Here is a 19173-nt window from a genome sequence, read left to right as displayed (position 1 = left end):
GGTGAGCCTTGGCATTCCCCACCGGTTCGATGATTACCCATCAGGGCCCTGACTGGGACTGCCTTTGACGTCATTTGGGGGTTACCGTCGAAGAGGTACGCGCAGACGCGTCCACATCGCACCCCAGGGGGCCGTGATGGTAGAGGCATTGGTGACGGCCGGCGTGGCCGTCGCGTCCGCGGGCGTCGTCTATGTGATGGCGGCGGCCCGGGTGGTCAATCAGTACGAGCGAGGCGTGGTCTTCCGGCTGGGAAGGCTCAAGTCCTCGGTGCGTGGCCCGGGTTTCACCATGATCGTGCCGTTTGTGGACCGGCTGCGTAAGGTCAATCTGCAGATCGTGACGATGCCGGTGCCCGCGCAGGACGGGATCACCCGGGACAACGTGACGGTGCGGGTCGACGCGGTGATCTATTTCAAGGTCGTCGACGCCGCTGATGCTGTGGTGCAGGTGGAGGATTACCGGTTCGCGGTCTCGCAGATGGCGCAGACGTCGTTGCGGTCGATCATCGGGAAGAGTGATCTGGATGATCTGCTGTCGAATCGCGAGAAGCTGAATCAGGGGCTGGAGTTGATGATCGACAGTCCGGCGATCGGGTGGGGTGTGCAGATCGACCGGGTGGAGATCAAGGATGTCTCGCTGCCGGAGGCCATGAAGCGGTCGATGGCGCGGCAGGCGGAGGCTGACCGTGAGCGGCGGGCCCGGGTCATCAACGCGGACGCCGAACTCCAGGCATCCAAGAAGCTGGCGGAGGCCGCCGGGGTGATGGCGGAACAGCCCGCCGCGCTTCAGCTGCGGCTGCTCCAGACCGTGGTAGCGGTTGCCGCGGAGAAGAACTCGACCCTCGTACTGCCCTTCCCCGTCGAACTGCTGCGCTTCCTGGAACGGGCCCAACAGCCGCTGCCGCCCAAGGAAACCGGACCCGCGCCGACGAGAACAGGACAGGACTAGTCCTTACGCGCTGCCCATGGCCTGGTTGCAGGCGGTGTTCGCAAACGAAACCGACCAGTGGGGACGCTTTCTGTGAAGGCACTGTGAACGCCCTCGCGTTGTCGTGTGCGCGTCCTGAAGTCGACCTTGTGTGCTACCGATCGGTATCGGAATAGTGGGCGCCTCATCCTCCGTGTTCTGACACCCCACTTGTCCGGACGCGGCCCCCACAGGAGGTCGATGTTGAAGCACCGACGCATACCCAAGAGGAAAGCGGCAATCGCAGGCGGCGCGGTCGTCGCGCTGGTAGCCGCGGGCCTCACCTTCCAGAGTGCGAACGCCAGTGACGACACTGACCAGTTCGTCGCCAAGACGCTGTCCTCGGTCGCGGCCGGAAACCTTGGCTCCACCCTCAGCAAGGACCTGGGCGCCGACGCGGCCGGCGCGTACTACGACGCCGACACCAAGGCACTCGTGGTGAACGTCGTCGACGATACGGCTGCCGAGACCGTGCGCAAGGCGGGCGGCAAGGCCAGAATCGTGGAGAACACCCTCGCCGAGCTGAAGACCGCCCGGCAGACCCTCACGGTCAAGGCGACCATCCCCGGTACTTCCTGGGCCGTCGACCCGGTCACCAACAAGGTCGTCGTCACCGCCGACCGTACGGTCAAGGGCGCGTCGTGGGACAAGCTCAGCCAGGTCGTCAAGGGTCTGGGCGGCAAGGCCGAACTGAAGAAGTCCGCCGGGGAGTTCAAGCCCCTGATCGCGGGCGGCGACGCCATCCACTCCGGCGGCGGACGCTGTTCGCTCGGCTTCAACGTGGTCAAGGACGGCGAGCCGCACTTCATCACCGCGGGACACTGCGGGCAGGCCGGCAGCGAGTGGTCCGACTCGGCGGGCGGCGCTGCGATCGGCTCGATGGTCGACTCGCAGTTCCCCGAGAACGACTTCGCGCTCGTCAAGTACAGCGGCAGCACCGAGCACCCGAGCGAGGTCAACCTCTACAACGGCAGCTCGCAGGCGATCACCAAGGCGGGTGAGGCGACCGTCGGTATGAAGGTGCAGCGCAGCGGCTCCACCACCCAGGTGCACGACGGTGAGGTCACCGGGCTCGACGCCACCGTGAACTACGGCAACGGGGACATCGTCAACGGTCTCATCCAGACCACGGTCTGCGCCGAGCCGGGCGACAGCGGCGGCTCGCTCTTCGCGGGTGACACCGCGATCGGTCTGACCTCGGGCGGCAGCGGCGACTGCTCCTCGGGCGGCGAGACCTTCTTCCAGCCGGTGCCGGAAGCGCTGAGCGCGTTCGGAGCCGAGATCGGCTGACGTTCTCCCGCACCTCCTTCTGGTCCGGCCCGCCTCTGGCGGGCCGGACCTGTTTTTGCCGCTTCGGCCCTTCCGTGGTTCGGGCGCGCTGTCCTCGAAGAAGCCCTGCGTCCGGTGTTCACGCAGGTGGGACGAGGTCGAATGGCCGATGCGCCACGTGTCGCACGCATGTTCGAAACTTGGTCTATGGTGGAGGCAGGGGGAGGTGAGACGGACTGATCCAGGAGGTGCGGGTGCCCGGGTTCACGCATCTGCACACCGTTTCCGGGTTCTCCCTGCGATATGGGGCCTCGCACCCGGAACGGCTTGCCGAGCGCGCCGCCGAGCGGGGCATGGACGCCCTCGCGCTGACCGACCGCGACACCGTCGCGGGCACGGTCCGCTTCGCGAAGGCCTGCGCCGAGGCCGGAGTGCGTCCGCTGTTCGGGGTGGACCTCGCGGTCGGTGAGCGGGCGCGCAAGGAGGGGCCCACCGAGAGGCGGCGCACCCCGGTGCGCGGCGGCGCCTTCGTGGACGAGTCCGCTCCCCGTACGGTCTTCCTCGCCCGGTCCCGCGAGGGCTGGGCCGAGCTCTGCCGGCTGGTGACCGCCGCCCACGCGGCGGACGACGGCAGTCCGCTGCTGCCCTGGGGCGACAACCACGGCGAGGGGCTGACCGCGCTGCTCGGCCCCACCTCCGAGATCGGCCGGGCGCTGTCCGCCGGCCGTCCCGACCGCGCTGCGAAGCTGCTCGTGCCCTGGCTGGAGCGCTACGGCGACCGGCTGCGCCTGGAAGTCGTGCATCACGGCCTCAAGGGCACCGGACCCGGCTCGCTGCGGCACGCCGCCCGCACCCTCGGCTTCGCCGCCGAACAGGGCGTACGGGCCGTGCTCACCAATGCCGTCCGGTACGCAGACCCGGGGCAGGGCCCGGTCGCCGACGTCCTCGACGCCGCCCGCCGCCTCGTGCCCGTGGACCCGCGCAAGGGCCTCGACAGCGGGGAGCGCTGGCTCAAGGAACCGGCCGAGATGGCCCGTACCGCCGAGCGGGTCGCCGAGGCCGCCGGCTTCCGGCGCGACACCGCGTACCGGCTGCTCGCCATGACGGAGGAGACGGCGGCCGAGTGTCTGATCGACCCTGAGGACGATCTGGGGATCGGCGCCGTCCACTTCCCGGAGCCGCATCTGGTCGGCGCCGGGCTCCGTACCCCGCAGCGGGTGCTGGCCTCCCGCGCCGCCGCCGCGATGATGCTGCGCGGCTATGACGGCCGTCGTGAGTACTGGGAGCGGATGCACCGCGAGCTGGACATCATCGCGTACCACGGCTATGCCTCGTACTTCCTGACGGTTGCTCAAGTCGTCGATGACGTGAGGGGAATGGGCATCAGGGTCGCCGCGCGCGGCTCCGGGGCCGGCTCGCTCGTCAACCACCTCCTCGGCATCGCGCACGCCGACCCCGTCGAGCACGGGCTGCTGATGGAGCGCTTCCTGTCCAAGCGGCGCGTCGTGCTGCCCGACATCGACATCGACGTGGAGTCCGCCCGCCGGCTCGAGGTCTACCGCGCGATCATCGGCCGCTTCGGCGAGGAGCGGGTCGCGACCGTCGCCATGCCCGAGACCTACCGGGTACGCCACGCGGTACGGGACGTGGGCGCCGCGCTCTCCATGGACCCCGCCGAGATCGACAGGATCGCCAAGTCCTTCCCGCACATCCGCGCCCGCGATGCCCGCGCCGCCATGGAGGAGCTGCCCGAACTGCGTCAACTGGCAGGGGAGTTTCAGCGGGAAAGGGCGAAGTACGGACGGCTGTGGGAGCTGGTCGAGGCGCTGGACGCGCTGCCGCGCGGGGTCGCCATGCATCCGTGCGGGGTGCTGCTCTCGGACGCCTCGCTCCTCGCGCGTACGCCGGTGATGCCCACCAGCGGCGAGGGCTTCCCCATGTCGCAGTTCGACAAGGACGACGTGGAGGACCTCGGGCTGCTCAAGCTCGACGTCCTGGGGGTGCGGATGCAGTCGGCGATGGCACACGCGGTCGCCGAGCTGCGGCGGGCGACGGGGGAGGAGCTCGACATCGACGACCCGGAGCAGGTGCCGCCGGACGACCCGGCGACGTACCGGCTCATCAAGTCCGCCGAGACGCTGGGCTGCTTCCAGATCGAGTCGCCGGGCCAGCGTGACCTGGTCGGCCGGCTGCAGCCCGCCACCTTTGGTGACCTGGTCGTCGACATCTCGCTCTTCAGGCCGGGGCCGGTCGCCGCCGACATGGTGCGGCCGTTCATCGAGGCCAGGCACGGCCGGGCGCCCGTCCGGTATCCGCATCCGGATCTGGAGGGGCCGCTGAAGGAGACGTACGGGGTGGTCGTCTTCCATGAGCAGATCATCGAGATGGTGAACATCATGACCGGCTGCGGCCGGGACGAGGCCGACCGGGTGCGGCGCGGGCTCTCCCACCCCGAGTCGCAGGGGAAGATCAAGGTCTGGTTCGCGCAGCACGCCGAGGCCAGGGGGTACGGGCCCGATGTGATCGCCCGTACCTGGGAGATCATCGAGGCCTTCGGGTCGTACGGCTTCTGCAAGGCGCACGCGGTGGCCTTCGCGGTGCCGACGTACCAGTCGGCGTGGCTCAAGGCGCACCACCCGGCGGCCTTCTACGCCGGGCTGCTCACGCACGACCCGGGGATGTACCCGAAGCGGCTGCTGCTGGCGGACGCGCGGCGGCGCGGAGTGCCGGTGCTGCCGCTGGATGTGAACCGGTCGGCGGTCGCCCATAGAATCGAACTGGTGTCTGATAGTGGGGCTTCCGGCCAGGGCGTGTGGGGGCTGCGGCTGGCCCTCTCGGACGTCCACGGCATCAGCGAGGCCGAGGCCGCGCGGATCGAGGCCGGGCAGCCCTACTCCTCGCTGCGGGACTTCTGGCAGCGGGCCCGTCCCGGGCGTCCGGTCGCCGAACGGCTCGCCCAGGTGGGCGGATTGGACGCCTTCGGCGCCAACCGCCGCGACCTGCTGCTGCACCTCGCCGAACTCCACCGCGGGCAGCGCGGTTCAGGGTCCGGTTCGCGGGCGGGCTCCGGGCCGTACGGCAGTCAGCTCCCCCTGGGCGACGGGCAGAAGACCGCCCCGGTCGGACTCCCCGACCTCGGCGACGCGGAACGCCTCAGCGCCGAACTCGGCGTTCTCGGCATGGACGCGTCCCGCCATCTGATGGAGGATCACCATGCCTTCCTCAAGGAGCTCGGCGTGGTCTCCGCGCAGCGGCTGCGCGCGGCGCGACACGGGCAGACGGTGCTGGTCGCGGGCGCGAAGGCGGCCACCCAGACACCGCCGATCAGGTCGGGCAAGCGGGTCATCTTCACCACGCTCGACGACGGCACGGGCCTGGTCGACCTCGCCTTCTTCGACGACAGCCACGCCGCGTGCGCGCACACCGTCTTCCACTCCTGGCTGCTGCTGGTACGCGGGGTGGTGCAGCGGCGCGGGCCGCGCAGCCTCAGCGTGGTCGGCGCGGCGGCCTGGAATCTGGCGGAGCTGGTGGAGTTGCGGCGTACGGGAGGGCTCGACGCGGTCGCGGCACGGCTGGCCGCGCCCGTGCCCTCGGCGGAGGGGGAGGCGCCGGCCGACAGTGGCCGCCGGATCCAGTTGTCGACGGGCTATGAGCTGAACCCCTGGGCGGACCTCCAGCCGCCGGGCGAACAACAGGGCGCCACGGGAAGGAAGTTGTGGCACCAGAGTCCGGGGAGCGCGGGATGATCCTCTATGTACGCTTCCGGAGCGCCCCGACGCATGAGGCGGGCGGGATCGAGGCGGCGTTGCCCGCGCTGCTCGGCCTGGCCGAGGACATCAGCCCTGTTGTGCAGGCGCTCCCGCCCGACGCCGCGCTCATCGATGTCCGGGGCGCCGAACGGTACTTCGGGCGGGACGCGGCCCAGCTCGCCGCGCTGCTGCGGGTGCGGGCGCTGGCGCACTGCGGGGTGGACTGCGCGATCGGGGCGGGCCCGAGCCCGATGCTGGCCAGGATGGCGGCGCGGGAGGCCGTGCCCGGGAAGACCCTGGTGGTGACGGACGACGAGACGACCGGGTTCCTGGCCGGCAAGCCGGTCGCCGCGCTGGACGGCGTCGGGACGGCGACGGCCCGCACACTGTGCGCGTACGGCCTCGACTGCGTCGGACGCGTGGCCGAAGCGCCGCTCGCCGTGCTCCAGCGGATCGTCGGCGCGAAGGCCGGGCGCGAGTTGTGGGAGCGGGCGCGCGGCATCGACCGTACGGCTGTCGTCCCGAACGCCGCCGCCCTCCCCCACAGCCTTCGGCGGGGGAGGTCCCCCCAGATCGCCGCCGAACGGGCCTTCGACCGGGACGAGTTGGACCCCGTAAGCCACCGCAGGGCGCTGCTCTCGATCGCCGAGGAACTGGGGCTGAGGATGCGCACAGAGGGCCAGGTGTGCCGCTCCCTGACCCTCACCGTGCGGTACGCCGACCGGTCCACGACCACGCGGGCGCGCACCCTGCGCGAGCCGACCGCCCACTCGGCGGCGCTCACCGGTCTCGCGTACCGGATCCATGAGTCGCTCGGCCTGCAGCGGGCCCGGGTGCGGAGCCTGTCGCTGCGCGCCGAGGACCTGATGCCGGTCGAACGGGCCGCCCGGCAGCTGACGTTCGACCCGGCGGACGAGCGGGCACGCCGGATCGAGGCGGTGGCGGACCGGGCGCGGGCGAAGTTCGGGCCGCGGGCGGTGGTTCCGGGCTCACTCGCCGCGTAGGACTTGGCCGCGTAGGACTTGACTGTTGAAGGGCCTGACTGTTTATCGGGTCCGGCGGCCCTCGCTGCCCCGGCCGGAGCCCCGGGTCCGATCGTACGGCTGGTCGATCACCGGGCCCCGGGCCCGACCGTACGGCTGGGTCAATCAGCGGGGTGCGTCCTTGCCGGCGGGTGGATCCTTGGGGTCCACGCCGGTGGAGGCGGAGGCGTCCTTCCTGCCACTGGGGCGTTGGGACTTTCCCCGGCGGCCGGCGTCATGCATGCCTTCGGACTTTTCTGTCTGTTCCTCGCCCCTGGTGCTCGTGCTCTCTATCGGCGTGTCGGCCAGCGATGCGTCTTTCTCTTCCTTGCTGGGCGACTTGCGGGGCCTGTCCGGCTCGGGGGCGTATTCGTCGGGGTGGAAGGACCGGTGGGCGCTGGGGTTCGAGTGCTTCTTCGGCATCGCGACTCCTCGTTCTTGTCGGCTGTCCACCTTATGCCTCTATCCCCCTTTTGCCGGAATAACCCCATAGCTGACCAGGGAATCGGTTGTGGCGTCGACCTGGCCGCCGGCAGGCATTGCCCGCGCCGTCGCCGTCGCGCCAATCGCGTGCCGAGCGCGTCCATAGCGGCACCTCACGCGCTTGATCGGCGGCGCACGGCGCGCCGCGGCCGCAGTCCCCGGAGGGGCGCGGCTTCACCGCCAATGAAGCCCATTATCACGAGCGTTGTCACCTCTGCTACTTACGGCGGAGTTTTTACTGACGCGTAACTTCCAATCTTTGGTTACTCGTGCGTAAGTTGGCGTGAGCACCACAAATCCAGCCATCGCTACTCCCTTGAGCCGCAAGGAGATTGCCCGATGCTGCCCTGGAAACGTGCCCTCAGACCGGTCGCTGCCCTGCTTCTGGCCGTGTCTGTGGCCCTCACACCCGCCGTCGCGAACGCCGACCCAGCGCCTCGCAGCGGCTGGAACGACTACTCCTGCAAACCATCCACCACCCACCCCCGCCCAGTCATCCTCGTCCACGGAACCCTCGGGAACTCCGTCGACAACTGGCTCGCCCTCGCCCCGTACCTGGTCAACCGCGGTTACTGCGTCTTCTCCCTCGACTACGGACAGCTCCCCGGCGTGCCCTTCTTCTACGGCCTCGGCCCGATCGACAAGTCCGCCGAGCAGCTCGACACATACGTCGACAAGGTGCTCTCCTCGACCGGCGCGTCCAAAGCGGACCTCGTCGGCCACTCCCAGGGCGGCCTGATGCCGCGCCACTACCTCAAGTTCCTGGGCGGGGCGGACAAGGTGAACGCGCTGATCGGTCTCGCACCCGACAACCACGGCACCACGCTGAACGGTCTCACCAAGCTGCTGCCGTTCTTCCCGGGCGCCGAGGATCTGATCAGAGCCACCACCCCAGGGCTGGCCGACCAGATAGCCGGCTCCGCCTTCCTCACAAAGCTCAACGCGGGCGGCGACACCGTGCCCGGCGTGCGCTACACGGTCATCGCCACTCGCTACGACCAGGTGGTCACGCCGTACCGCTCGCAGTACCTGACAGGGCCGGACGTACGGAATGTGCTGCTCCAGGACCTGTGCGCGGTCGACCTGTCGGAGCACGTGGCGATAGGGGTGTTCGACCGGATCGCGTACCACGAGGTCGCGAACGCACTGGATCCGGCGCATGCGACGCGGACGACGTGCGCGTCGGTATTCCACTGAGAAAAGCGCAACTGCGGCCCCTTCCCCTTTCGGGGAGCGGGCCGCAGTCCTGCGCCTATGCAAACGTCAGCGGCTGTGACGGCCGCCGGCGGTCGCCTTGCGGCGAGCGGTGCCGAACATCGCCGCTGCGCCGACGGCGAGAGCGGCGGCGCCGCCGATCGCGATGTACGGGGTGTTGCTGTCGCCGCCGGTCTCGGCGAGGTTGTCGCCGCCTGAGTTGGGGGCGGCGACAGGCTTTCCGACGCCGTTCGCTTCGGGGGCGTTGTTGTCGGCGGGCTGCTCGGCGGGAGCCTCGGCAGGCTGCTCGGCGGCCTCCTCGGCCGAAGCCGCGCCGGTCGCCTCCGCGTGATCGCCACCGTGACCACCGTGATCGACGGTGGACTTGTCCGCGCCGTCCGCGATGTCCTCCTCGGAGGGCGCGGAGGCGGCCGGGGCGGGCGCACCGCCGACGTTGCCGTTGTCCTGCCCGAAGACCACGTCGGAGCAGGTGTAGAAGGCCTCGGGGGAGTCCGAGCGCTGCCAGATGGAGTAGATCAGGTGCCGACCGGACTTGTTCGGGACGACGCCGTTGAAGACGTACTCACCGTTCTCCAGCTTGGGGTTGGTGACCTTCGCGAACGGCTTCGCCTCCAGGTCCGACCACTTGAGAGGCTTGGTCGGGTCGTAGCCGTCCTTGGTGAGGTACAGCTCGAAGGAACCCTTGTGCGGGGCGGTCGCCTTGTAGCGGAAGGTGCGGTTGCCGGACGCGAGCTTGGAGGACGGCCAGTCGGCGCGGGCCAGGTCAAGCCCCTTGTACTTGTCGCGGCCCGCGCTGCACAGCTTGCCGTCCGGGATCAACTGCTGGTGGTTTCCGGCGGCGTTGGCGATGTTGACTTCGTTCCAGTCGTAGAAGGCCTGCGTACCGCTGGAGGCGACCGCCGCCTTGCACGCCGCCGAATCCGGACTCTCAGGCCCCTCGGCGAAGCAGGCGGACACCCGGCTGACCGGGTCCGTCATCGACCCGTGCGCGACGGCCGGCGCGGCAGCCAGCCCGGCGAGAGCGACCGGCGCGAACCCGAGGGCGGCGACCGAGGTGACCTTACGGCGAGCGGTCATGGTGACGTACTCCTTGAGAAGCGGCATATGGGGGGACCCGGGGCAGGCTCGAACGGGCGGCGCGGCCCCCCGTAGGACCACGGCGCCGGCCGTTCGAACGGGTCCAGGCGATCAGCAAGCTAGCCGCTCGCAACCGCGAAATCGCCTGCTGGGAGGGGGTGATGGCGATCCTTATGGTCACTTTAAGGAGGGGGTAAGGAGGGGCTGAGGAATCGGCGGTGCTGAGGGTGCCGGCACCTTGATGGAGGTAGGTTCATCGTCCGTAGTCGTCCAGGGCGGACCGCCTCGTGTTGGCTGTGGCGGCTCCCCGTATGGCTCCCTCTGTGGCTCCCCGAGCAAGTCGCAGCGAAGCGAGTCACTACTGCCGCAACCGGAATCGTTTGCGTTGTTCGAGGTTGTCGGCTGAGCAGCCGAAGGGGGGCAGATCGCCGATTCAGTCGCGCCCCGCCCGTCGCACCACCGCGGCTCTAATCGACAACTTGGTACGGCGGCCCAGGTCGCACCGCTTGGAGAGTACGGCAGCGCGCAAGGCAGAGGGGCCAGGCAACGATGCAGGCGGCAGAGGTCCCGCGTGCGGTGGCCGCGGCCATGTCGACCGCCTCATCACTTGACCTGGCAGTCGACGACGCGATCGTTCTTCATGACTCGAACAAGCTCACTCTGCGTCTGCTGCCTTGTGACGTCCTGGCCCGGGTGGCACCTGTAGCGCATCAGGTCGCAAAGTTCGAAGTCGAGCTTGCTCAGCGGCTCGCCGAATCCGAGAGCCCGGTGGCTGCTCTAGAGCCTCGAGTCGAGCCACGCGTCTACGAGCGTGATGGCTTCGTGGTCACGCTATGGACCTACTACGAACCTGCGACGCCTCGAGAGGTCTCACCAGCCGACTACGCCAATGCGCTCGAGCGGCTGCATGCCGACATGCGCAAGCTCGATGTCCCGACACCGCACTTCACGGATCGAGTCGAGCAGGCCCAACAACTCGTGGCAAGTCGCGACCGCACTCCGGCGCTCGCCGACGCGGACCGGGAACTCCTCGGCAACACGTTGCGAAGCCTGAGACGAGTGATCGGCGAGCGCGGCGGCGCCGAGCAGCTACTGCACGGCGAGCCGCACCCAGGCAACCTGCTCACCACGAAGAACGGGCTGCTGTTCATAGACCTCGAGACGTGCTGCCGTGGGCCTGTTGAATTCGACCTCGCCCATGCGCCCGAAGAAGTCAGCGAGCACTATCCGGGTGTCAATCAAGGCTTGCTACGCGAGTGCCGGATCCTCGTGCTGGCGATGATCACAACGTGGCGCTGGGATCGAGGCGACCAATACCCAAACGGGCGCCGGCTGGGTACAGAGTGGCTCAGCCAGATCCGAGTAGCGCTCGATCGCAAAGGGCTGGATACCCATGGTTGATCGCGGGCCTTCGAAGTCGTAGCGGCTGGCTGTTGACGTCGGGATCTACCGTGATCCTGGCCTTGGCCGGTCGTGGGCGAGATCCAGTCGCACATGTCGACGGCTCGATTACCTGCCGACTGCCGACGACTGCACCGCCGCTACGACCCGGACCCGGACCCGGCGATGCTCCGCGTTGTCCCCCTCTTCGGCCGCCGGGAGTGGTCGGCCGGGTCGTTTGCGGTGCGGGGCCATGAGACGGAGTTCGGCCCGGTGCGTCTGTCGCGCCGAGCCGAAGGAACCACGCCGCCCGCCGTCATCCGTACACGACGGTCACCTGCCGGAATCCGAGGGAGCGCAGCAGGCCCTCCAGCATGGACGTGGTGTTCTTTTCCGCGCGGGCAGTGAGCCCGCTGTCCTTCGCCGCCTCGCCGATGCGTTGTGCCGCGAGCTGGTTCACCGCGCGTTCGTCGGCGGGGTTGTCGGAGAACAGATCACCGAGACGGTCGAGGAGCCCGCGCTGCTTGGACACCGCGTACGACCGTTTGGGGTCGAGTGCAGGCGCACCGAGACGGGCGTGCGGAAGGCGGAGCGTGGCCGTCGTACGGTCCTTGTCGACGGTGACGCTGTTCTGGCCGATGGCGCCGAGATCCACGTACGCGCTGACGCTGCCCGCACCCACGTACAGGGTGCGGGTGCCGCGGATCGCGTCCGGGAGGAACTTGGCGTCCTTCTCCAGGTCCACGACGATCTGGAAGTTGCCCGCCGCTCCCTCGTAACGGTTCATATCCTTGATGGACTTGAGCAGGGCGGGCCCTGACCGGTCCTTTGTCTCCTCGCCGAAGATGTCGTCGAATCCGGGCAGCAGACTGAAGCGTCCGGCGAGGACCACCAGAACGAGAACCACCAGCAGGGCGACTGGCACCGACAGCCACCACGGCAGCTGCAGGCGGCGGGAGGGGCGCGGGCGCTTGGTATCCGAGGTAGGTGTCGTCACACTCTTCGTGTGCCCCCGGCCGCACGCGGGCACGCACCGCGGGCCGTTGGGTGCGATACGCGTCGTATCCCTGCATGCAGCCCCATGTCATCCATCCATCCGTCGGTCGGGTTCGGCCCGTTCAGTGGCCCTGTTTTGCCGCCCGGACGCGGAAGGAGCCGATCGCGCACCGCGACCACTCCGGCTCGCCTTCCGGCGCCGAGTTCATCGAGGACAACGCGGTGGAGCCGGGCCCAGGCGCGGCCTTGGCCCCAGTGGGCGAAGCGCCGTTGGACCGCCTGCCGGGGCGCGCCGAACACCGGCGGGTACCTCGGCTGACTCGCGCATCGTGCGGAACGCCATCCTGCGAGCCGGAGATCAAGCGTGACGCCAGCATGGTCTGCCCTCGCTCGTTGGTAGGGCGGGGTGACGGCTTTCCCCGGCCTCCCCTCCACACTGCGGGGTGGTCTCGGCGGCCCACCAGTCGGGTGTGGCACTCGGCCGAAAGGCCTTCCCGAACGAGTGAGACGGCCCAATCCTGAGGCGGGCCCGGCAAGCCGGGCGGCGTCCTGCGTGCACAGGCGGCGTAGGGGGAGGAGCATAGGTTGCCCTATGGCGGGGCAGGCGGCCGGAGGAGCGTGTCATGTCCCCCGCGTGGTTAACATCCGCGCAGGGGCAGCCCACGGATGGCACGGGAGGCCGTCATGCACAAGACACCCGCTCCGCGCCTGTCGAGGAACCGCTCGCGGCTGGCACACAAGGTGCGCTACGCGCTGCGGCATCCACAGCGCGTACTGCCGTACCTGCGACGGGCGGGCCGGGACGGCTGGTTCCGGTTCCGGCACCGAGGGAGTCACATCGCGTACTACCGGGCGGTGATGGCGTCGGACACCGCCAGGAGCCCGGCGGCGGCGGTCGGCGGCGCGCCCTCGCACGACCGCTGGCTGGCCATCGGACAGCTGCAGTACGACTACCTGGTGCGGCACGGTCTGAAGCCGCAGGACCGGATGCTGGAGATCGGGTGCGGCAACCTGCGAGCCGGCTGGCGGTTCATCGAGCATCTGGAGCCCGGCCACTACGTCGGGATCGACATCTCGCCCGACATCCTCATCGAGGCCAAGAAGACCCTGGTCCACTACGGGCTCCAGGACAAAATGCCGTACCTGACACCCGTCGACAACCTGAAGCTGGACTTCCTTCCCGATGCCTGGTTCACGGTGGTGCACGCGCACAGCGTGTTCTCGCACTCACCGCTGGAGGTCATCGACGAATGCCTCTCGCACGTCGGACGGGTACTGGCGCCCGGCGGCTTCTTCGACTTCACCTACGACCGCACTGAAGGCAGCGAGCACCAGGTGCTCGGCGAGGACTTCTACTACCGCACGGAGACGCTGATCCGGCTGGCCGAGAAGCACGGTCTCGTCGCCGGCTTCATGGACGACTGGGAGCGACTGCCGCACGGCCAGTCGAAGCTCCGGGTCAGCCACCCCGGACCCGGCCCGGCCACCTGACTCGACCGCGGCCAGGCGGTTCAGCGGAAGGCGAGGCTGGTGCGCGCCGCCGCCATGAACGTGGCCTTGGGCGTCTCGAGGTACTCGTTCACCTCGGTGTCGCCGATGTCCCGCCACACCGCCCGGTTGAGCGCACGGCCGTAGACGTGGACGGGGTCCTGCACGGCCTCGTCGCAGAGCAGCATGAGGGTGCGCTCCGCGGTCCACAGCGCCGTCATGATGGGCTGGGTCTGTGTCATCCAGCCGTCCTCGTCGTCACCCCACGGGTCGGGACGGCGGTAGGCGGCTCGTTCGGCCTCCTGGGCGCAAGCGCTGAACTCCTTGATCGCATGCAACTGCTCCGCCCGGCGAGTCTCCGCGGTGGCGGCAGCCTGCTTCCGTTCCTCCGTGCGCTCGGCGGACCGCTGCGTGGCGCGCTGTGCGAACGCCGTCAGCCCGCTGCCGAGCACAACACCACTGAGCGACAAGACCGATGCCCAGACTTCTCCAGCCACTGCGCTGCCCCCTCCAACACGATCCCGCCGATGAGCGTGGACATGCCCTTGTGATGCCACGGACCACTCGACGGTCCACGCCCCCCGAGCCACCTCAGCCAATCCGCCGGTACCGCCGCTCCGGCCGCCCCGTCCCCCCGTACCGAAGCGTCACCACCGCGCGCCCCGTCTCCGCGAAGTACTCCAGGTACCGCCGTGCGCTGACCCGGGACAGGGAGCCCGCCGCCGCGCATTCCGAGGCCGACAGGTCCTCGCCCGGGTGTTCCCGCAGGATCCGTTCCACCAGTTCCGCGGTGTGGGCCGCCAGGCCCTTGGGGAGTTCGCGTGATCCCGGCGGGCGGGTGCCGAAGATCTGGTCGACGTCCTCCTGGCGGGCCTCGCCCAGCCGGTCGAAGCGGGACCGCAGCGCGGCCACATGCCGCAACTGTTCCTGTAGTGCCGCCTGGTTGAAGGGCTTGATCAGGTAGTGCAGCGCCCCGGCCCGCAGGGCGGAACGGACGATCGCCGCATCCCTCGCGGCCGTGATGAACAGCGCGTCCACGGGAGCACGGCCGTCGCGCTCCTCCGCCGCGCGCAGCTCGCGCAGCACACCGATCCCGTCCATATCGGGCAGATAGATGTCGAGCAATACCAGATCAGGCCGAACCCTCTCGGCCACGCGCAGCGCTTCGGCGCCGCTGTGGGCCACCCCGACGACCGTGAAGCCCTCCGTCGCGGACACATAGCGGCTGTGCAGCTTGGCGACCATGAAGTCGTCGTCCACCACCAGCACATTCATCACGCCGACACGCTAGGCCCCGACCACAACGACCACAACGTCCGTTGATTCCGGAAGAGAGACAGCTTCTTAACGCGCAGGCAACATGTGGGCCACTTCACACATTTCCTACTCCTGGAAAGGCGGCTCGCGTGCGATTGCGCACTCCCCTCGCCCTGCTCGGGGCGGCGTTGCTGGTGCTCGTGGGGCCGCCACTGCTCAGCGCAGGCAGCGGTTCCGACACCGGCACGCAGATCCCCGGCCTGCGCTTCATGGTCCCCAATACGCCCGGCGGCGGCTATGACATCACCGCCCGTACGGCCGCCAAGAACGCCGAGGACGCCGAACTCACCCACAACATCGAGGTGTTCAACCTTCCGGGCGCCGGCGGCACAGTCGGTCTGACCCGTCTCGTCGGCGAGCACGGCAACGGCAGGCTCGCCATGTCCATGGGCCTCGGCGTCGTCGGCGCCGTACACACCAACAAGTCGCCCAAGACCCTCGCCGACACCACCCCGATCGCCCGGCTCACCGAGGAGCAGGACATCGTGGTGGTCAGCAAGGACTCCCCGTACAAGACCATCCAGGATCTGCTCGCGGCCTGGAAGAAGAACCCAGGCAAGCTGCCGGTCGGCGGCGGGTCCTCGCCCGGCGGGCCCGACCATCTCGCGCCCATGCTGATGGCGCAGGCCGCCGGGATCGCGCCCAGGACCGTCAACTACATCCCCTTCGACGGCGGCGGCGAGCTCCTTGCCTCCATCCTCGGCAACAAGGTCGCCTTCGGCGTCTCCGGCGTCGGCGAGTACCTCGACCAGATCAAATCGGGCGAGCTCCGGCTGCTCGCGGTCACCGGCCCCGAGCGGGTCCCGGGCCTCGACGCCCCCACGCTGCGCGAGGCCGGGCTCGACACCGACTTCACCAACTGGCGCGGCGTCGTCGCCCCGCCCGGTCTGTCCGCGGCCGAGCGCGACAAGCTCATCGGTCTCGTCGAGAAGCTGCACGACTCCCCCCAGTGGAAGGAGTCGCTGAAGAAGAACGGCTGGGACGACGCCTTCCTCACCGGCGACAAGTTCGGTGACTTCCTCGACGAGCAGGACAAGAGCGTGGACTCGGTGCTGAAGGAGCTCGGGCTGTGACGACAGAGACGGCAGAGACCGAAACCCCCGCCCCGCGCCGCTCCTGGCAGGAATGGCTGCGTGAGTACTCCGAACTCGGCGTCAGCGCACTGCTGTTCGTCATCGGCGTGCTCGTCCTGGCCGACGCGCTGACGATGGACGTCGACATCGCGCAACGCGGGCCCATCGGGCCCAAGACCGTCCCCGTCGTCGTCGGCGCCGGCCTGCTGCTCGTCGCCGTACTGCTCGCGGTCGATGTTCTGCGCGGCGGCCGCGGGGAGGCCGAGGGCGGCGAGGACATCGACCTCAGCGAGCCGGGCGACTGGCGTACGGTGCTGCTCCTCGCGGGCGTCTTCCTCGCCTTCGCCGTGCTCATAGGCCCGGTCGGCTTCCCGATCGCCGGAGCCCTGCTCTTCTGGGGCGCGGCCTTCGCGCTCGGCAGCCGCCACCTCCACCGCGACCCGCTGATCGCCGCGGTCCTCTCCCTGGTCACCTACTTCGTCTTCAACAACCTGCTCGGTGTTCCGCTGCCGGGTGGCCCGCTGATGGGAGTGCTTTAGCCGATGGACTCTCTCAACTCACTCCTCGACGGCTTCGGCACCGCGCTGACCCCGGTCAATCTGCTGTGGGCGGCGATAGGCGTACTGCTCGGCACCGCGATCGGCGTACTGCCCGGAATCGGCCCCGCGATGGCGGTGGCGCTGCTGCTGCCCGTGACCTATGGCCTTGAACCCACCGGCGCGTTCATCATGTTCGCCGGCATCTACTACGGGGCCATGTTCGGCGGATCCACCACCTCGATCCTGCTCAACACCCCCGGCGAGAGCGCGGCCGTGGTCGCCGCCCTCGAAGGCAATCCGATGGCGAAAGCCGGACGCGGCGCACAGGCCCTCGCGGCGGCCGCCGTCGGGCACTTCGCCGGAGGCATGATCGGCACCATCCTGCTGGTCGTGCTCGCCCCGACCGTCGCCGAACTGGCCGTCGACATCGGCGCGCCCGACTACTTCGCGATCATGGTCCTGGCCTTCATCGCGGTGACGTCCGTACTTGGCTCGTCGCGTATTCGCGGGCTGGCGTCCCTGCTCATCGGCCTCACCCTCGGGCTGGTCGGCCTGGACCAGATGACCGGCCAGCAGCGGCTCACCTTCGGCTCGCTCCAACTCGCCGACGGTATCGATGTCGTCATCGTCGCGGTCGGCCTGTTCGCGATCGGCGAGGCGTTGTGGGTCGCTGCCCATCTGCGGCGAAGCAGCGGCGAACCCATCCCGGTCGGCAGGCCCTGGCTCGGCAAGTCCGACGTCAGGCGCACCTGGAAGTCCTGGCTGCGCGGGCCGGTCATCGGCTTCCCGTTCGGCGCGATCCCGGCCGGCGGCGCGGAGATCCCGACGTTCCTCTCGTACGTCACCGAGAAGCGGCTGTCCAAGCACAAGGAGGAGTTCGGCAAGGGAGCCATCGAAGGCGTGGCGGGGCCGGAGTCCGCGGCCTCGGCATCGGCCGCGGGCACTCTGGTCTCGATGCTCACGCTCGGCCTGCCCACGACCGCCGTCGCGGCCGTGATGCTGGCCGCCTTCCAGCAGTACGGAATCCAGCCCGGGCCGCTGCTGTTCGAGCGCGAGCCGGACCTGGTGTGGGGCCTGATCGCCTCGCTCTTCGTCGGCATGGTGCTGCTGCTCGCGCTGAACCTGCCGCTGGCGCCCCTCTGGGCGAAGCTGCTGCGCATTCCGCGCCCGTATCTCTACGCCGGAATCATGTTCTTCGCCGCGGTCGGCGCGTACGCGGTCGGCGGCGAGGCGCTCGACCTGGTGATCCTGCTGATCATCGGTCTGATCGGCTTCGGTATGCGGCGGTACGGACTTCCCGTGCTGCCGGCGGTGATCGGCGTCATCCTCGGCCCGGCCGCGGAACAGCAGCTGCGTCGTGCGCTCCAGATCAGTGACGGAAGTGCGACCGGCCTGGTCAACACTCCGTTCTCGGTGACGGTGTACGCCGTGATCGTGCTCCTGCTGGCCTGGCCCTGGCTGAAGAAGCTGATCATGCGCCGCCGTAACGTGTCGGTATGACACATGGCATTCTCCCCGCCGTCGCCGCCGACGTGCCTGCCGTGAAAGCGGTGACCGACGCGGCGTACCACCACTACATCGAGCGCATCGGGCGCCGGCCGGTGCCGATGGACGCGGACCACGCCGCGGATGTGGCGGCGGGGAGGGTGTACGTCACCGGAAAGCCGGTGGTGGGAGTTCTGGTCCTCGTCCCGCACGAGGACCACCTCTTCCTGGATTCGATCGCGGTCCACCCCGACGCCCACGGGCGCGGGGTGGGGCGCCGCCTGCTGAAGTTTGTCGACGAACACGCGCGGAAGCTGGGACTGTTCGAGGTGCGGCTCTACACGAACGCGCTGATGTGGGAGAACCAGAAGATCTATCAACGGTTCGGATACGAGTTCGTGGAGCGCCGCGTGCAAGGCCCATTCGACCGCTTCCACTACCGCAAGTCGCTCGAACCGCTGTGAGTGAGCAGCGCCATCAACTCGTCCTTGTGGGCGAGGAGTTCGAGCTCGTCCAGGGCCTGGACGGCCTGCTCGGCGGCCGCCGGGTCGCGTGCGGCGAGGCCACTCGCCTCGAACTCGTCCTCGTCCAGGCGCAGCACCGACGAACGGTCCGCCGACACCCATAGATCGAGGTCCAGGTCCTCCACGGTCAGCTTGTCGCCGTCAAGGGTGGCGGGGCGGGTGATGTCGCAGTACCAGCCCTTGAGCGCGCCGTCGCCGGTGCGGACCTCCTTCACCGCGTACCAGCGGTCCCGCCAGTAGTGCTCGGTGAACACATCGCCGCGCTCGAAGCGTACGAAGCCGAAATCGCGTGCGTCGTCGCCCGCCCACGGCGCCCGGACCACCAGATGCGTGCCGTCGTCCGCGAGCAGCTCGGCGGCGTAGCTGATCTTGGTCCGGCCCGCCTTGACCAGGACCACCTCAACCGAGAGTGCGGACATGACGTACCTCCGTCGCGCAGATTTCGTGACTGAACCAGTAGTTGATGGCAAGCATGGGGCCGTTGTCGAAATCACGGACGATCACGCTCATGGGCCCGCACGCTACGCGCCGGCCCGGCGCGGCCGCCTCCCATTTTGCGGCGACCCGCCGGACGGTGGGGGAGAATCGA

17 protein-coding genes and 1 pseudogene are annotated in these 19173 nt (G+C 69.2%); 11 read left to right on the top strand and 7 right to left on the bottom strand.

All coding sequences use genetic code 11. The annotated features are described in order from the left end of the window. The first annotated feature begins 136 nt into the window (after positions 1 to 136). From J7E87_RS08445 to J7E87_RS08430, 4 genes are all read left to right on the top strand, one after another. Complete coding sequence (locus J7E87_RS08445; protein WP_215091603.1) at positions 137 to 949, top strand: slipin family protein; 813 nt, start codon at positions 137 to 139, stop codon at positions 947 to 949. 222 nt (positions 950 to 1171) lie between these two features. Beyond that, positions 1172 to 2257, top strand: a complete 1086-nt coding sequence (locus J7E87_RS08440; protein WP_215091749.1) for a S1 family peptidase — start codon at positions 1172 to 1174, stop codon at positions 2255 to 2257. A 233-nt stretch (positions 2258 to 2490) separates the two neighbouring features. Next, positions 2491 to 5982: a DNA polymerase III subunit alpha gene (locus tag J7E87_RS08435; RefSeq protein WP_215091601.1), complete on the top strand. Its 3492-nt coding sequence runs from the start codon at positions 2491 to 2493 to the stop codon at positions 5980 to 5982. Further along, entirely contained in the window at positions 5979 to 6989 is a 1011-nt protein-coding gene (locus J7E87_RS08430; RefSeq protein ID WP_215091600.1) for a hypothetical protein, read from the top strand. Before J7E87_RS08435 ends, J7E87_RS08430 begins: the two co-directional genes overlap by 4 nt. Before the next feature lie 144 nt (positions 6990 to 7133). On the opposite strand, the gene J7E87_RS08425 is transcribed toward J7E87_RS08430, so the two are convergent. Continuing rightward, positions 7134 to 7430, bottom strand: coding sequence for a hypothetical protein (locus tag J7E87_RS08425; RefSeq protein ID WP_215091598.1), 297 nt, complete (start codon positions 7428 to 7430; stop codon positions 7134 to 7136). Positions 7431 to 7829: 399 nt separating this feature from the next. Between J7E87_RS08425 and J7E87_RS08420 the strand changes: the two genes are divergently transcribed. Then, a complete protein-coding gene (locus tag J7E87_RS08420) occupies positions 7830 to 8687 on the top strand; it encodes an alpha/beta fold hydrolase (protein ID WP_215091596.1) in 858 nt (285 codons plus the stop codon). A gap of 66 nt (positions 8688 to 8753) precedes the next feature. On the opposite strand, the gene J7E87_RS08415 is transcribed toward J7E87_RS08420, so the two are convergent. Next, entirely contained in the window at positions 8754 to 9782 is a 1029-nt protein-coding gene (locus J7E87_RS08415) for a lytic polysaccharide monooxygenase (protein WP_215091594.1), read from the bottom strand. A 549-nt stretch (positions 9783 to 10331) separates the two neighbouring features. Here J7E87_RS08415 and J7E87_RS08410 point away from each other — a divergent pair. Next, positions 10332 to 11183 (top strand): phosphotransferase enzyme family protein, encoded by an 852-nt coding sequence (locus J7E87_RS08410; RefSeq protein ID WP_215091592.1) that lies wholly within the window; start codon positions 10332 to 10334, stop codon positions 11181 to 11183. Between the two features lie 132 nt (positions 11184 to 11315). Here the strand turns inward: J7E87_RS08410 and J7E87_RS34935 are convergent. After that, positions 11316 to 11420, bottom strand: a pseudogene (locus J7E87_RS34935) (IS5/IS1182 family transposase); the annotation flags it as partial. A 58-nt stretch (positions 11421 to 11478) separates the two neighbouring features. Next, positions 11479 to 12159 (bottom strand): DUF4230 domain-containing protein, encoded by a 681-nt coding sequence (locus J7E87_RS08405; RefSeq protein ID WP_215091590.1) that lies wholly within the window; start codon positions 12157 to 12159, stop codon positions 11479 to 11481. A gap of 683 nt (positions 12160 to 12842) precedes the next feature. Between J7E87_RS08405 and J7E87_RS08400 the strand changes: the two genes are divergently transcribed. After that, positions 12843 to 13649 (top strand): class I SAM-dependent methyltransferase, encoded by an 807-nt coding sequence (locus J7E87_RS08400; protein ID WP_215091588.1) that lies wholly within the window; start codon positions 12843 to 12845, stop codon positions 13647 to 13649. Between the two features lie 20 nt (positions 13650 to 13669). On the opposite strand, the gene J7E87_RS08395 is transcribed toward J7E87_RS08400, so the two are convergent. Both J7E87_RS08395 and J7E87_RS08390 read right to left on the bottom strand, forming a co-directional pair. Continuing rightward, complete coding sequence (locus J7E87_RS08395) at positions 13670 to 14143, bottom strand: hypothetical protein (protein ID WP_215091586.1); 474 nt, start codon at positions 14141 to 14143, stop codon at positions 13670 to 13672. A gap of 94 nt (positions 14144 to 14237) precedes the next feature. Further along, a complete protein-coding gene (locus J7E87_RS08390) occupies positions 14238 to 14921 on the bottom strand; it encodes a response regulator (protein ID WP_215091747.1) in 684 nt (227 codons plus the stop codon). A 131-nt stretch (positions 14922 to 15052) separates the two neighbouring features. Here J7E87_RS08390 and J7E87_RS08385 point away from each other — a divergent pair, with 131 nt between their 5' ends. The 4 genes from J7E87_RS08385 to J7E87_RS08370 are packed head-to-tail and all read left to right on the top strand — an operon-like array spanning position 15053 to position 18524. Continuing rightward, positions 15053 to 16036 (top strand): tripartite tricarboxylate transporter substrate binding protein, encoded by a 984-nt coding sequence (locus J7E87_RS08385; RefSeq protein WP_215091584.1) that lies wholly within the window; start codon positions 15053 to 15055, stop codon positions 16034 to 16036. Continuing rightward, complete coding sequence (locus tag J7E87_RS08380) at positions 16033 to 16575, top strand: tripartite tricarboxylate transporter TctB family protein (protein WP_215091582.1); 543 nt, start codon at positions 16033 to 16035, stop codon at positions 16573 to 16575. Before J7E87_RS08385 ends, J7E87_RS08380 begins: the two co-directional genes overlap by 4 nt. Before the next feature lie 3 nt (positions 16576 to 16578). Further along, positions 16579 to 18075, top strand: a complete 1497-nt coding sequence (locus J7E87_RS08375) for a tripartite tricarboxylate transporter permease (RefSeq protein ID WP_215091580.1) — start codon at positions 16579 to 16581, stop codon at positions 18073 to 18075. Beyond that, positions 18072 to 18524 carry an N-acetyltransferase gene (locus tag J7E87_RS08370; protein ID WP_215091578.1) on the top strand — a complete coding sequence of 151 codons (453 nt, stop codon included), beginning with the start codon at positions 18072 to 18074 and terminating at the stop codon, positions 18522 to 18524. Before J7E87_RS08375 ends, J7E87_RS08370 begins: the two co-directional genes overlap by 4 nt. Here the strand turns inward: J7E87_RS08370 and J7E87_RS08365 are convergent. Continuing rightward, positions 18497 to 19003, bottom strand: a complete 507-nt coding sequence (locus J7E87_RS08365; RefSeq protein WP_215091576.1) for a DUF402 domain-containing protein — start codon at positions 19001 to 19003, stop codon at positions 18497 to 18499. The two genes, J7E87_RS08370 and J7E87_RS08365, sit on opposite strands and share 28 nt — an antisense overlap. Between the last annotated feature and the right edge of the window lie 170 nt (positions 19004 to 19173).

It is taken from the genome of Streptomyces sp. ISL-1, from assembly GCF_018614585.1.
GTDB classification, from domain to species: domain Bacteria; phylum Actinomycetota; class Actinomycetes; order Streptomycetales; family Streptomycetaceae; genus Streptomyces; species Streptomyces maoxianensis.
The sequence above is the reverse complement of the archived record's forward strand: the minus strand, read 5'-3'. Positions and strand labels throughout refer to the sequence as shown.

Bases quoted from the DNA above. Each gene is read 5' to 3' on its own strand.
- J7E87_RS08390 (WP_215091747.1), bottom strand. From the start codon at position 14,921: ATGAATGTGCTGGTGGTGGACGACGACTTCATGGTCGCCAAGCTGCAC.
- J7E87_RS08415 (WP_215091594.1), bottom strand. From the start codon at position 9,782: ATGACCGCTCGCCGTAAGGTCACCTCGGTCGCCGCCCTCGGGTTCGCG.
- J7E87_RS08365 (WP_215091576.1), bottom strand. From the start codon at position 19,003: ATGTCCGCACTCTCGGTTGAGGTGGTCCTGGTCAAGGCGGGCCGGACC.
- J7E87_RS08425 (WP_215091598.1), bottom strand. From the start codon at position 7,430: ATGCCGAAGAAGCACTCGAACCCCAGCGCCCACCGGTCCTTCCACCCC.
- J7E87_RS08410 (WP_215091592.1), top strand. From the start codon at position 10,332: ATGCAGGCGGCAGAGGTCCCGCGTGCGGTGGCCGCGGCCATGTCGACC.
- J7E87_RS08420 (WP_215091596.1), top strand. From the start codon at position 7,830: ATGCTGCCCTGGAAACGTGCCCTCAGACCGGTCGCTGCCCTGCTTCTG.
- J7E87_RS08430 (WP_215091600.1), top strand. From the start codon at position 5,979: ATGATCCTCTATGTACGCTTCCGGAGCGCCCCGACGCATGAGGCGGGC.
- J7E87_RS08375 (WP_215091580.1), top strand. From the start codon at position 16,579: ATGGACTCTCTCAACTCACTCCTCGACGGCTTCGGCACCGCGCTGACC.
- J7E87_RS08445 (WP_215091603.1), top strand. From the start codon at position 137: ATGGTAGAGGCATTGGTGACGGCCGGCGTGGCCGTCGCGTCCGCGGGC.
- J7E87_RS08400 (WP_215091588.1), top strand. From the start codon at position 12,843: ATGCACAAGACACCCGCTCCGCGCCTGTCGAGGAACCGCTCGCGGCTG.
- J7E87_RS08370 (WP_215091578.1), top strand. From the start codon at position 18,072: ATGACACATGGCATTCTCCCCGCCGTCGCCGCCGACGTGCCTGCCGTG.